At 40.5% G+C, this 13037-nt stretch carries 12 protein-coding genes and 1 riboswitch; of the genes, 9 read left to right on the top strand and 3 right to left on the bottom strand.

Annotated elements, in window-relative coordinates; translation table 11 throughout:
* Positions 1–111 precede the first annotated feature (111 nt).
* The 3 genes from NSS65_RS10320 to pbuX all read left to right on the top strand — a co-directional run bounded on the left by NSS65_RS10320 (position 112) and on the right by pbuX (position 3872).
* A complete protein-coding gene (locus tag NSS65_RS10320) occupies positions 112–1617 on the top strand; it encodes a carboxypeptidase M32 (RefSeq protein ID WP_024428121.1) in 1506 nt (501 codons plus the stop codon).
* Between the two features lie 136 nt (positions 1618–1753).
* A riboswitch (purine riboswitch) is annotated at positions 1754–1853 on the top strand.
* Positions 1854–1971: 118 nt separating this feature from the next.
* Positions 1972–2556: a xanthine phosphoribosyltransferase gene (gene xpt / locus NSS65_RS10315; protein ID WP_125587080.1), complete on the top strand. Its 585-nt coding sequence runs from the start codon at positions 1972–1974 to the stop codon at positions 2554–2556.
* Positions 2553–3872, top strand: coding sequence for a xanthine permease PbuX (pbuX, locus tag NSS65_RS10310; RefSeq protein ID WP_149126519.1), 1320 nt, complete (start codon positions 2553–2555; stop codon positions 3870–3872). The genes xpt and pbuX overlap by 4 nt, the downstream gene beginning before the upstream one ends.
* A gap of 193 nt (positions 3873–4065) precedes the next feature.
* Here the strand turns inward: pbuX and NSS65_RS10305 are convergent, their stop codons facing one another.
* Positions 4066–4920 (bottom strand): polysaccharide deacetylase family protein, encoded by an 855-nt coding sequence (locus NSS65_RS10305; RefSeq protein ID WP_034280497.1) that lies wholly within the window; start codon positions 4918–4920, stop codon positions 4066–4068.
* Between the two features lie 559 nt (positions 4921–5479).
* On the opposite strand from NSS65_RS10305, the gene NSS65_RS10300 reads away from it, so the two are divergent.
* From NSS65_RS10300 to NSS65_RS10275, 6 genes are all read left to right on the top strand, one after another.
* Positions 5480–6580, top strand: coding sequence for a 3-oxoacyl-[acyl-carrier-protein] synthase III C-terminal domain-containing protein (locus NSS65_RS10300; protein ID WP_111926525.1), 1101 nt, complete (start codon positions 5480–5482; stop codon positions 6578–6580).
* A complete protein-coding gene (locus NSS65_RS10295) occupies positions 6577–7086 on the top strand; it encodes an isoprenylcysteine carboxylmethyltransferase family protein (RefSeq protein ID WP_029708080.1) in 510 nt (169 codons plus the stop codon). Before NSS65_RS10300 ends, NSS65_RS10295 begins: the two co-directional genes overlap by 4 nt.
* A 64-nt stretch (positions 7087–7150) precedes the next feature.
* The gene (fbpC, locus tag NSS65_RS10290) at positions 7151–7258 is read left to right on the top strand and encodes a Fur-regulated basic protein FbpC (protein ID WP_306299200.1); all 108 of its coding nucleotides are present in this window, start codon (positions 7151–7153) and stop codon (positions 7256–7258) included.
* 133 nt (positions 7259–7391) lie between these two features.
* Positions 7392–10988, top strand: coding sequence for a dynamin family protein (locus NSS65_RS10285; RefSeq protein ID WP_144496171.1), 3597 nt, complete (start codon positions 7392–7394; stop codon positions 10986–10988).
* A 41-nt stretch (positions 10989–11029) separates the two neighbouring features.
* Positions 11030–11293: a YpbS family protein gene (locus NSS65_RS10280; RefSeq protein ID WP_024422753.1), complete on the top strand. Its 264-nt coding sequence runs from the start codon at positions 11030–11032 to the stop codon at positions 11291–11293.
* A 277-nt stretch (positions 11294–11570) separates the two neighbouring features.
* Positions 11571–12458: a 5'-3' exonuclease gene (locus tag NSS65_RS10275; RefSeq protein WP_144496170.1), complete on the top strand. Its 888-nt coding sequence runs from the start codon at positions 11571–11573 to the stop codon at positions 12456–12458.
* Between the two features lie 14 nt (positions 12459–12472).
* Here NSS65_RS10275 and NSS65_RS10270 read toward each other — a convergent pair whose 3' ends face one another.
* Together NSS65_RS10270 and NSS65_RS10265 are read right to left on the bottom strand one after the other, a co-directional pair.
* Positions 12473–12598 (bottom strand): hypothetical protein, encoded by a 126-nt coding sequence (locus NSS65_RS10270; RefSeq protein WP_003215584.1) that lies wholly within the window; start codon positions 12596–12598, stop codon positions 12473–12475.
* Positions 12599–12640: 42 nt separating this feature from the next.
* Complete coding sequence (locus tag NSS65_RS10265; protein WP_041109559.1) at positions 12641–13036, bottom strand: reverse transcriptase-like protein; 396 nt, start codon at positions 13034–13036, stop codon at positions 12641–12643.
* Between the last annotated feature and the right edge of the window lies 1 nt (position 13037).

The following is a 13037-nucleotide window of genomic DNA, read 5'->3' as shown; positions in this document are numbered from 1 at the left end:
GCAAATGAGGAGGATACCACGGTGTATCCTCCTTTTTCATTGACAAAAGAACATTCATTGAAGTAGCCTTGAAACGTACATACATATTTTATTGATTGGGGGAACAAACGCATGAGTCTTGAAGCAACTGAGAAAGCGTTTTATCAATTACTAGGGAAAATCGCCCATTATACAGAGGCGCTCCATTTACTTTACTGGGACTCTAGAACACAAGCACCTAAAAAAAGTGCGGATTTTAGAGCTGAAACGATCGGTCAATTATCAAGTGATATTTTTAATATGAAGACTTCTGACGAAATGAGAGATCTTCTTCACGCATTAAACAAACACCGAGATGAGCTGTCAAAAGATACACAGAAGGCGCTCGAATTATCACAAAAAGAGTATGATGAAAACAGTAAAATTCCGAAAGAAGAATTTAAAGAATACTCGATTTTACAATCAAAAGCGGAGCATGTTTGGGTAGAAGCAAGGGAGAAATCAGACTTTTCACTCTTTGCACCATACTTAAAACAGCTTATTGACTTTAACAAGCGTTTCATCCAATATTGGGGCGTGAAAAAAACGCCTTATGATGTGCTGCTCAATAACTATGAGCCAGATATGACGGTTGAACAGCTTGATCAAAAGTTTGGTGCACTTCGTGACGCTATTGTTCCTCTTGTGAAAAAAATCGAAGCCTCACCTAATAAGCCGGATACTTCATTTTTATCGAAAAGCTTCCCAATCGATAAACAAAAGGAATTGAGTCTCTTTTTCTTAAAAGAATTAGGATATGACTTTGACGCAGGCCGCCTGGATACAACAGTTCATCCATTTGCTGTAACGTTAAGCAGAGGCGATGTACGTGTGACGACCCGTTATGATGAGCATGATTTTCGAATGGCGATCTTTGGAACGATTCATGAATGTGGTCATGCGATCTATGAGCAAAACATTGATGAAGCACTGAGCGGAACACTTTTATGTGATGGGACTTCGATGGGAATCCATGAATCACAGTCTCTTTTCTTTGAGAACTTTATCGGCAGACACGAAGATTTCTGGAAAACGTATTATCAAAAGCTGCAAGAAGCTTCTCCTGAGCAATTTAAAGATGTTTCTTTAGAAGACTTTGTGCATGCAGTGAATGAATCGAAGCCTACTTACATTCGAATTGAAGCCGATGAACTGACGTATCCGCTTCACATTATCATCCGCTATGAAATTGAGAAAGCGATTTTCAATGAAGAAGTAGCAGTTGAAGATCTGCCTGCACTTTGGAATGAAAAATATCAAGCGTATCTTGGCATTACGCCTCCTAATGATGCACTCGGTATCTTGCAGGATGTTCACTGGTCTGATGGAAGCTTTGGCTATTTCCCTTCATATGCCCTTGGTTATATGTATGCAGCGCAATTAAAGCAGCAAATGATCAAAGATTTACCAAATTTTGATGAGCTTATTCAAAATGGGTCTTTTGCACCGATAAAAGAATGGCTGACGGAACATGTTCACCAGCATGGAAAACGGAAAAAGCCATCTGAAATCATTCAAGATGCAACAGGCGAAGAATTAAATGTTCAATATTTAATCGACTACTTAACAGATAAATATACAAAACTGTATTTATCATAAAAGAAGGGCACCCTTTCATGAGAGGGGTGCTTTTTTGATGCTTGAATATTCTAAAAACGAACATTTTGTTCTGATCTATTATTTAAGTTCGGTATTTTTCTAGAAAAGTGCTTTCCAAGCGTCTGAAATCTTGTTATAATTTGAACACTATAACACTCATATAATCGCGTGATGATGGCACGCAAGTTTCTACCGGACACCGATAAGGTCCGACTATGAGTGAGCAAAATGAAACAGCTCTTGTTTGAGCTGAAGATCCGTTGATCGTTTTCGCATTGCTTGCTCCTCATGGACAGCAATGCTTTTTTTATGCCAAAAATTGAATGTTTGCCAATTATGCTAGGGGGAAGAATGATGGAATTGTTACGTCAAAAAATTGAGAACGAAGGAATCGTTCTGTCAAATCAAGTGTTAAAGGTAGATGCTTTTTTAAATCATCAAATTGATCCTGTGTTAATGCATGAGATCGGACAAGAGTTTGCTAGATTATTTCAGCATGATGGCATTACAAAAATCATCACAATTGAATCTTCTGGCATCGCACCTGCTGTGATGGCTGGGCTTGCTCTTCAAGTACCTGTTGTGTTTGCAAGAAAACGTCAATCACTCACATTAACGGATAACCTGTTAACAGCCAGTGTGTACTCTTTTACAAAAAAAGTAGAAAGCACGATTGCGGTCTCAAATACGCATCTTAGTGAAAATGATTGTGTGTTAATCATCGATGACTTTTTAGCGAATGGTGAAGCTGCGAAAGGACTTGCTGCGATTGCAAAGCAGGCGAAGGCGAAAGTAGCCGGATTTGGCATTGTCATTGAAAAATCATTCCAGCCTGGAAGAAATGCGCTTGTGCAAATGGGCTACCGCGTTGAGTCGCTCGCACGTATTGAATCACTTGAGGAAGGGAAAGTCACGTTTGTACGGGAGGTACAATCATGAGTGCCGCTAAAAAAGTCAAAACGCTCTCACTGGGTATTCAGCATGTGCTGGCGATGTATGCCGGTGCTGTTCTTGTACCGCTCATTGTTGGAGATGCGCTCGGGCTCACGCCTGCACAGCTGACTTACTTAATCTCGGCGGATATTTTCATGTGCGGGGCTGCCACATTGCTTCAAGTATGGAAAAACCGCTTCTTTGGGATCGGTCTGCCTGTTGTATTAGGCTGTACATTTACTGCGGTTTCGCCTATGATTGCGATTGGCTCTAAGTATGGCATTTCGTCTATCTATGGAAGTATTATCGCTTCAGGATGTATTATCATTCTTCTTTCATTTTTCTTTGGAAAGCTTGTGAAATTTTTCCCGCCTGTTGTCACTGGTTCTGTCGTTACCATTATTGGTATCACCCTCATTCCTGTAGCAATGAACAATATGGCAGGAGGAGAAGGAAGTGCAGACTATGGTTCTTTTGAAAATCTAGGACTCGCTTTCCTTGTACTGTTTATCATTGTACTGCTCTATCGATTCACGAAAGGATTTATGAAGGCGATCGCCATTTTAATCGGTATTCTTCTTGGGACAGCAGTTGCTGCGTTTATGGGGAAAGTGGAAACAGCTGAGGTGGCAAACGCTCAGGTTTTCCGTATGATTGAGCCATTTTATTTTGGGATGCCGACCTTTGAATTTGCACCAATCATGACCATGACGTTAGTTGCGATTGTGTCATTAGTTGAATCAACAGGCGTTTATTTCGCATTAGGTGATTTAACAAACCGGTCATTAAAAGAGAAGGATTTGGCTAAAGGCTATCGGGCAGAGGGGATTGCTGTGTTATTAGGCGGAATCTTTAATGCTTTTCCGTATACAGCCTACTCGCAAAATGTTGGATTGATCCAGTTAACAGGCGTCAAGAAAAACCAAGTCATTGTCGTCACAGGGGCATTGCTCATGTTATTTGGTCTTTTTCCTAAAATCGCTGCCTTTACGACGATTATTCCAAAATCAGTTCTTGGCGGTGCAATGGTTGCCATGTTTGGCATGGTCATTGCATACGGTATTAAAATGCTCTCGCGCGTGGACTTTGCAAAGCAGGAGAACTTGCTGATCGTCGCTTGCTCCGTGGGAATCGGCTTAGGAGTTACTGTCGTACCGCAAATGTTTGAGCATCTGCCAGATTCGATTAAATTATTAACAAGTAACGGCATTGTGGCCGGAAGCTTTACCGCTATTTTGCTTCATATTATTTATCACATGATTCCTTTTAAAAAAGAAGCCGGGCATGACCTGGTAGAAGAACCTAAGCAATCTGTTATGTAAACCCCTCTCTTGGAGAGGGGGTTCAGATTATGGACAAAGAGCTAAAATGACCTTTTATTTTAGCTCTTTGTCTTCTTTTTAGCTTGATAAAAAACCTTTGAAGTCCTAGGATCCTAGGAAGGAGCGTGTGAGGGTTTGTCTACAAGCTGAAAGCCCGCATCTTTTGGATACGGGCTTTTTGTGATTAGCACTATTAATGTTGTACCGGCGGCATTGTTTCGTTAATGACTGCAAATGTATAGCCCCTTGCTTTTAGCTGTATAATCAGGCTATCTAAATAGTTTGTGGTAGAGGGTTGATCATGCATTAATATAACTTTTGGTTCCCATGGTTTATTTTTCTCAAACATTTGCAATTGATTCAATACCTCTGGAACATATTGTGAGTTTTTATATCTCCAGTCAAGACTATCAATCGTCCAGTCCCAGTAAATAAAGCCATTTTGGTTTAAACGTACTTTTTGATGATATGTTAAATTTGGAACACTGCCAAAGGGGGTTCTTACAAGACGGCTGTAGACGCCTGTAACAGAGGCAAGAATACGCTGAGCTTCTCTCATTTCATTTGCGGGAGACTCGCTGTTCTGATAAAAGAGGTTTATATCATGCGTCATGCCATGAAGACCTAATTGATGTCCTTCTTGATAAAGTCTTTTCACAGCTGATTGGTGTGCTTGGATTTGCGGTCCAAGCATGAAGAACGTCGCCTTCACGTGATGTGCTTTTAATACATTTAACAGCTGATTTGATGTAGCAGAAGGACCATCATCAAATGTTAAAAAGACCGTTTTATTCGTTGCCTCTTGGTTTGGATTGGTCTTAAAATGTGTATCCAATGTTCTTGTAGACTGATCTTTTGCTTTCAGACTGATGCTTGTGTCACGGAAGTCACTGCTGGCAGCATTTTTTGCTTGCCCATTGGTCGCCTGCAAATGGGGTTTAGACATATCCCAGATAAAAAAGAGAAACAGTGTAAGAAGCACTAAACCAATTACCTTTGAGAGAAGTATCGTGTTGTAGGGTGTCTTTTTTTTGGAAACCTTTTTCATTACAATCACTCCAGTCAATTAAATTTTGAGCCGAACCATGTTGTAGATTCTTTCTTTTTTCACTGTTTTTCCTGGTACTCATATTGATTAAATATATAGTGGAAAAAATCCTTTTTATATAGAAAATTCAAATGAATTAGAAATTTATGGTTGTTACTTTGTGTTGATCAGCAAAAAAGTTGACCCATTCATTTCATTCTGAATAATGATCGAAACGTTAATATTTATACGCTAAGATAGCAGCGGATTTGACCATTAATTCGAAGCGAAAGGGAGATTCCGTATGAAAGTGTTGTATAAGTAAAGGGGGGTTCTAGGGTCTGAACACTTCTCTTTTAGAGGTGTTTTTTTGCATAAAAAAAGCAGGTTCGCTTGGCTTAGAACGAACCTGTGAAGGAGGAAAACTACATCATGTTTTCACCTATATTATCCAATATTTATCAATTGTCGTCAAGACAAAAAGTTAGCCGGAGGAAAATATTTTGACTGAATTGTGACGTTTTGGCATGTATATCCTTTTTTCGATAGGGGATATTAATCGAAAAAAGAGGTGAAGCCGATGGCGTACATTCTTTCTGTTGGAACGAGTCTGCCAAAACATCATGTGGATCAGAAAAAGGCGGCTGATTTTGCTAGATCCCAATTTAAACGATCGTTTAAAGATATCGACCGGCTGCTGAGAGCTTTTCAAAACGGAGAAATCGAGAGCAGACAGTTTGTGCAGCCAATTGAATGGTATCAGACGCACCACTCTTTTGAGGAGAAAAACAATCTCTATTTGGAAAAAGCATTGGCTCATGCAAAAGAAGCAGTCATACACTGTCTTCATGAGAAGGCGTTCCTGAAAAAACCGATTCCGTTTGAAGAGATCGATGCATTGTTTTTTATTTCAAGCACCGGACTTTCGACACCAAGTCTTGATGCAAAACTAATGAACGTTCTTCCTTTTTCGCCTTATACGAAACGAGTGCCGATCTGGGGGTTAGGGTGCGGGGGCGGAGCGGCAGGGGTGTCCCGGGCTTACGAATACATACGGGCATTTCCAGAAGCAAAGGTGCTGGTTGTCGCCTGTGAACTGTGCAGTTTAACCTTTCAGCCGCAAGATCAATCAAAAAGCAATTTAATCGGGACATCTTTGTTCGGAGACGGGACAGCAGCGGTACTCTTAACTGGAGAAAAAGGTGTATCTGAATACGCCGATCTAAAAACAGTTCCTAGAGTGATTGGTACACAATCCGTCACAATGAAAGAGTCTGAGGATGTGATGGGCTGGGAATTTACAAGTGACGGCTTTCGGGTTATTTTCTCCCGTGACATTCCTTCCATTATTTCAGGCTGGTTAAAAGAGCAAGTCGATCAATTTTTAGAGCAGCAAGGGTATTCGGCAGAAGACCTATCAGTTTTTCTTGCCCATCCTGGAGGAAAAAAAGTGATTGATGCCTATATTGAAAGTCTATCCTTACAAGAGGATCAGCTTTTTTCATCAAAAGAAGTACTTAAACAACACGGGAATATGTCCTCTGCCACAGTTTTGTATGTGATCAAACATTATCTTGAACATCAATCCGCTGAAGCGGGAGATATGGGTCTTTGCGGAGCGCTTGGTCCGGGCTTTTCCTCAGAGCTGCTGCTCATGAAATGGGAGGAGGTCTTATCATGATCATTTGGCTCGTCATCGGTTTCTTCGTTTGTCAGCGGCTTATTGAAATGCTTGTGGCTAAAAGAAATGAAAAGAAAGTAAAAGCGATCGGTGCCATTGAATTTGGTGCAAGTCATTATCCTTATATGGTCGCTATGCATGCGGGCTTTTTTGTCTCACTTATGGTTGAGGTATGGGGGTTAAACAGGCCGCCGTCGCCCTATTTTCTTGTGGTGCTCATTTTTCTGCTGGCCGCACAGTTGATTCGATACTGGGCATTATGTTCTCTTGGGACGTATTGGAATACAAAGATTTTAGTTGTACCAAATGCGATGATGGTGAAAAAAGGACCTTATCGCTGGTTAAAGCATCCTAACTATGTCGTGGTGGCGATTGAGCTTTTGCTGATCCCGCTTTTGTTTAATGCTTATTTTACCGCCATTTTGTTCACATGTTTAAATGCATGGATGATGGCTGTGAGAATTCAAACAGAAGAGAAAGCGCTCAATCAGTATTTGTTAAATTAATATTGAAAATCATTATCAATTGTGATACACTTTCATTAATGATAAGCATTCTCAATCACGAAGGATGGACGGTGATCACATGACAATGGTTTTCTTACTCGGTACGGTCTGTGTATACAGCCTATTAATTGGCTTCGTATTAAAAGGTGTTTCTAAAAAATCTGCTTCCTGATCGCAGTCAATTGCGACTGATCGGGAAGCAGATTTTTTTTATTTCCTCAGATCAGAAGAAAAATCTCTTCATTTTGTGTAAAATGGTATCACATACATAACTGACTTTTCTAAAAACAAAGGGGTTTATCGTCATGGAAGACTTGTCTATTCGAGATTCGCTCGTTCAAACTACAGGTGCTTTATATCAAAGCCTTCTTAAAAGGGATGATCATGAACGCGCAGCCAAACTTGCATCGATTATCAAAAAGGAAGCAGAAGAAGAAGTGTATATCGCATTTACCGGCCACTATTCAGCTGGAAAGTCATCTCTTGTGAATCATCTGCTTCATGATCACATCCTGCCAACGAGTCCAATTCCAACAAGTGCCAACTTGGTCGTCGTGAGGAAAGGGAAGAGTGAAGTAAAGCTTCACACCTCAGATGGCCGCTTTGCAAAAATGAGCGGTTCTTATGATAAAGAAGCAGTTCAGCGTTTTTGTAAGGATGGAGAACAGATTGAAATGGTGGAAATTAGCGGGGACTATAGAGGACTGGAAGAAAAGGTAGCAGTGATTGATACGCCCGGAATTGATTCAACGGATCATGCTCACTTTTTATCTGCTGCGTCTATTCTTCATCAAGCAGATGCTCTTTTTTATGTCGTTCATTACAACCATGTTCATTCTGAGGAAAACATTCGTTTCATTCGCTCCATTAAAGAGAAAGTGCCAAATCTTTATTTCATCGTCAATCAAGTCGATCGACATGATGAGCATGAGACAGCATTTGAAGACTACAAAAATCAAGTAGTTGATATGCTTCAAAAAGAAGGCATTGAAGAAGAACATCTATACTTTACATCTGTAACCGATGAATCGCATCCAAGAAACGAAATGATTCGTTTAATCGAGAAACTGCAAGAATTACAAACATTGCCGAAAGCATCGCTTCGCGCCTATACCGAGCAGAAAATAGAGCATGTTTTAAAAGAACATATTGACTCATTAAAAGAAGAGCTGCAGGAAGAGGATCTGGATTTACAGCTTCAAGAAAAAAGAAAAGAAGTGAAGGAACTTGAAGCGAGAAGCAGCTTCATTGAAAATGGAGCAAAACAGTTAGAAGATGAAGTGTCTTCTGAAGTCGAGAACATTTTAAAAAATGCAAATCTAACCCCATTTAAAATGAGGGAGCTCGCAAGTGATTATATTGAATCGAAAGCACCTGGCTTTAAGGTAGGTCTGCTGTTCGCTAAAAATAAAACCGAGCAGGAAAAAGAAAAGCGGGCGAACGAGTTCTTAGCAGATGTCAAAGCAAGAATGAAAGCAGAAGTAGACTGGCATATTGCTGAGCTGCTCAAAAAAGAAGTCAAGAAACATCAGCTTGGTGAAGAGCTATTAAATCAAGTGATGGCATTTGAAACACCTGTAGAAGAATCACTGCTCGAAAACGTGATCCATCACGGTGCGACATTTTCAAATGAATACGTTTTGCAATATGCAAAAGATGCGGGTGAAGCACTGAAAAGACAGACGAAACAGAAAGCAATACCATTGATTGAACAAATGACCGAGATGCTGAAAACCCAGCTCATGAATGAAGAGGGAAAGCACCAAGAAAAATGGGTCCAGGCAGCACAGGAGCTCCAAGCGCTGGAGCAATGCATGGAAAAAAATGATCAAATCAGAAAAGATATTGAGCATGTATGGGATATATGGCAAAACGGAACAAATGAGCAGATCGAAGAAGATTGGTTTTATGTGAAAAAACACCGAATGCAGCATGACGAGCTAAATCAGAATCAAGCATCAACTCATACCGAAGAAAGCGAAAATGAAAATCAGCAGCAGATAAAGCTTGATCAAATGCGACAATCACAGCATATCCCGACAGCGCAGTCGATTGACCAGTTTGAGCAGCTTTCTCAAATTTTAATGCCATTAAACGCGCTTGGGTCTCAAAGAAAGTCCTTTGAAAAACGAATAAAGCGGCTGCAAGCGAAGGAATTTACACTTGCCTTATTCGGTGCTTTTAGTTCGGGGAAATCTTCGTTTGCCAATGCCCTTGTTGGGAGAAAGGTGCTGCCATCATCTCCTACACCAACGACGGCCACGATCAATAAGCTGACCCGGCCGACAGAAGACCATCCGCATGAAAGTGTGAAAGTGGTGTTTAAAACCGAGCAGGAAATATTAGAGGAGCTCGATCAAATTCTCGGTTATTCTATAACAGAAGAAAAGGGAGATACGTTTCAAGCGAAACTCGAGCGGACGCTGAAAAAAAGAGTGCTTGAACAGGATCACCGCATCATTGTTGACCATTTTTTAAACGCTCATGAAACGTTCCGTGATTCGATTCAAAAACAAACGCCGCTCAATGTCACCCTGCAAGAATTAAAGCCATATGTGGCTGAAGAGGCTGTTTCTTGTGTGGTGAAGGAAGTGACGGTCTATTTAAGTACACCTTTAACAGATAAAGGACTGACGATTGTTGATACACCAGGCGCCAGCAGTATGAATAAACGTCACACAGAGATTGCCTTTCAATATATGAAGGATGCTGATGCCCTTCTTTATTTAACTTACTACCAGCATTCTTTCTCAAAAGCAGACCGGTCATTTTTACGTAAACTCGGGCTTGTAAAAGATTCATTTAGCATGGATAAAATGTTTTTTATTATCAATGCAGCTGACCTCGCAAAGGATCAAACAGAGCTTGAAACCGTCTTTGACTATGTGAAAAATGAGCTCACAAAAGAAGGCATCCGGCATCCAAACCTTCATCACGTATCGAGTAAGGAAGAGATCGAAGGAAAGGGACAGTCGCCTTATAACCAGTATGCACAGCTTAGAACACAGCTCGACTATTTTATTGAGGAAGAATTAACGAAAGATGCGATTGAGCTTCTGTATTTTGAAGCTAGTACATTATGTAGAACAGTTGACAAGCTGCATGAGACGCTGCATCAGTCGGAAGATGAAAAGCAAGCAGAAAAGAAAAAGATAGACTCATCCTATGAAGCGATCGTTGATCATATGAGTCATATTAAACGATCTAAGCTAGTGACAGAAAGTGTGAAAAAGGACTTGCACGAACAGCTTTACCACATTGTTCAGCGCTTGTCACTTTATGCAAATGATCTGTTAAAGACAGCCTTTTATCCTGGAATATCTCAAGGGGACTTCAGACAGGAGTTGAAAAAAGCGCTTGAACAGGCGCTAAAGGATTATGAATTTGAATTTGTACAGGAGATAAAAGCGCTTGATATTCGAATGGAATCGTTTATCACTCAATATTTCAAAGAGGAGTGGGAGAAAGGATTGCAGGCTGCGTGTGCAGAAGATCCTTACTTTTCTCTCCGGCTGTCGCCGCCAGATGAGAAAAATGCCGCGCTGAAACAAATTGAAGTGGAAGCGGACCTGACGCCGTTTGAGCCGCTCTTAAAGAAGCAAAAATCAGCGAAAGCTTTCTTTGAACAGAACGGGAAGGCAGCGTTTATAGAATCGATTCGAGATGTTCTTTTCCAGTTAACGACGAAATGGGCAGATAAAGAAAAAGAAGAACTACAGAGCAGATACGATATGATGGTGAAGACCTTTACTGAAAGATATGAAACAGAAGCGCTCAAGCAGCTGAGTGAACAAAAACAAACATTTATCATGAGCTTAACGACAGATGCGAAAGAGCAGGCGATGATAGAACAAGTATACAAGCAAACAAATGAATGGAAGAACCAGTTGAAAACCATTTGATTCATGATAGACTATATAAAAAAGAAAGCAGTTGATAAAAAATGACGAGCGTACACGAAGAAATTTCCGCACATTCACAAAAACAGAATGCTCATATCAAATCGTTTCTTGCGCTTGAGCAGAAAAGAGAGCAGGCAATAGAGACTGCTGTTTTGAAGTGTGAGCAAAACGAGCCATTTACAACTGACGAGATCAATGAAATTACTTCGAAGATGAATGAGCTTGCACGAGGCGGAATTGTTCCGCTGCGTAAGCATGTCACGATTGATATGGTCAGGGAGTATGTCGAACGAAAACAGAAGTAAAGAGTAACTTTCTCTTTTTTGGTCATCTTAACAAGTGAACCGAGAAAGGGGAATGATGATGGAAAAAAAACAGCATGCAAAAAAGCAGGATGAGCGTCACCCTAAACAAAAAGAGATGCCGTCCTACGCAGAAGCAGAATCGAAAAAAATGCAATACGGTCAAAAGTAATCCCCAGGTGCCACTTCTTTTCCAAAAGAAGAAGGCGCCTTTTTTATGTCGAATTCTATGTTCTATGATAGAATAGGAGTATTGTTTTGAAAAAGGGAGTTTATAAGAATGAATAAACACGTATTGCTTGTTGATGGCATGGCGCTTCTATTCAGATCGTTTTATGCAACGGCTGTCCATCGAAATTTTATGATAAATGATCACGGTGTCCCGACGAATGGAGTAAATGGCTATTTGAAGCATTTATTAACCGCTGTTCAAACATTTGAGCCAACCCATATTGTTTGCTGCTGGGATATGGGAAGCCAAACATACCGAAATGAATTGTTTCAAGATTATAAAGCAAATCGAGGAGAGGCACCTGTCGAGCTCATTCCGCAATTCGATTTAGCAAAGGAAGCGACAGAAGAACTAGGAATTGTAAACGTTGGTATAAAGGGCTTTGAGGCAGATGATTGTATCGGCACGCTGGCGGCAGTCTATCAGAATGAAGCACGTGTGACTGTCCTAACTGGGGACAGAGATTTGCTGCAAATATTGAATGAACAAGTGACGGTTGCTCTAATGCAAAAAGGAATTGGGAACTATAAACATTATACTAAAGCTTTATTTGAAGAGGAAATGGGCATCTCTCCAAAGGCGCTGATCGATATGAAAGCACTTATGGGGGATTCAAGTGATAATTACCCAGGCGTCAAAGGAATCGGCGAAAAAACAGCATTAAAATTTATTCAAACATATCAAACCATTGACGGATTATTAGAAAATGTTCATGAACTAACGGCTGCCCAGCAAAAGAAAATGCAAACAGGATTAGAAGATTTGAAGCTTTCCCGTTTATTGGCAGAGATCAAATGTGATGTCCCGCTGAGCTGTCCAATAGATGAGACGAAGGTGAACATCAATCAAGAACGGGCTGCTGCCATGCTGCGATACCATCAAATCAAAGGAATTGAACCGATGGTGAATCGGTTAAGTAAAATAGAGATCAGCTAAGCTGATCCCTAAATTCATCTTTTTGTATTGCTTTTCTTCGCTCTATTTTCGAGCTGAGATAGTGGCTGCTTATCTTTTGTTTGCGCATCACCTTGAGGCGTTGTCCCATTTGTGACACGACCTTTATTTTCTTTATCCAATCAGTATCACCTCATACATTAGCATAACCGAAAAAAAGCGATTCATCCTTTAGAAAGGTGAATCGCTTTTCTAGCGAGCTGATCAGCTACTTGATTTTCCTTGCTTGGAATCCACTTAATGAAAAATAAATCAAACTGGCTTTGAAGCTCGATCATCTCTTTTATAAAATGCTGAAAGGCTGGATTTTTAGCAAATCCTGCATTGGCTGCACGGTCAACTACCTGTGAATCTGTTCGAAACGAAACGGATCGCAGTCCTTTTTCTACGCAGATTTTCATCCCTTCAATGAGAGCGGAAAATTCTGCTTCGTGATTGCTCATTGATCCAAGAGGAATCGAGAAAGATTCTGCCTTTCCATCATATTTAATGAAAATGCCGATGCCAGAAGGACCCGGATTACCTGCGCTAGCACCATCAATGTATATTTCAGCTGGCAAT

This window comes from Bacillus sp. FSL K6-1006, from assembly GCF_038593175.1.
GTDB lineage: Bacteria > Bacillota > Bacilli > Bacillales > Bacillaceae > Bacillus > Bacillus safensis.
This window is presented reverse-complemented; position numbering and strand designations above follow the sequence as displayed.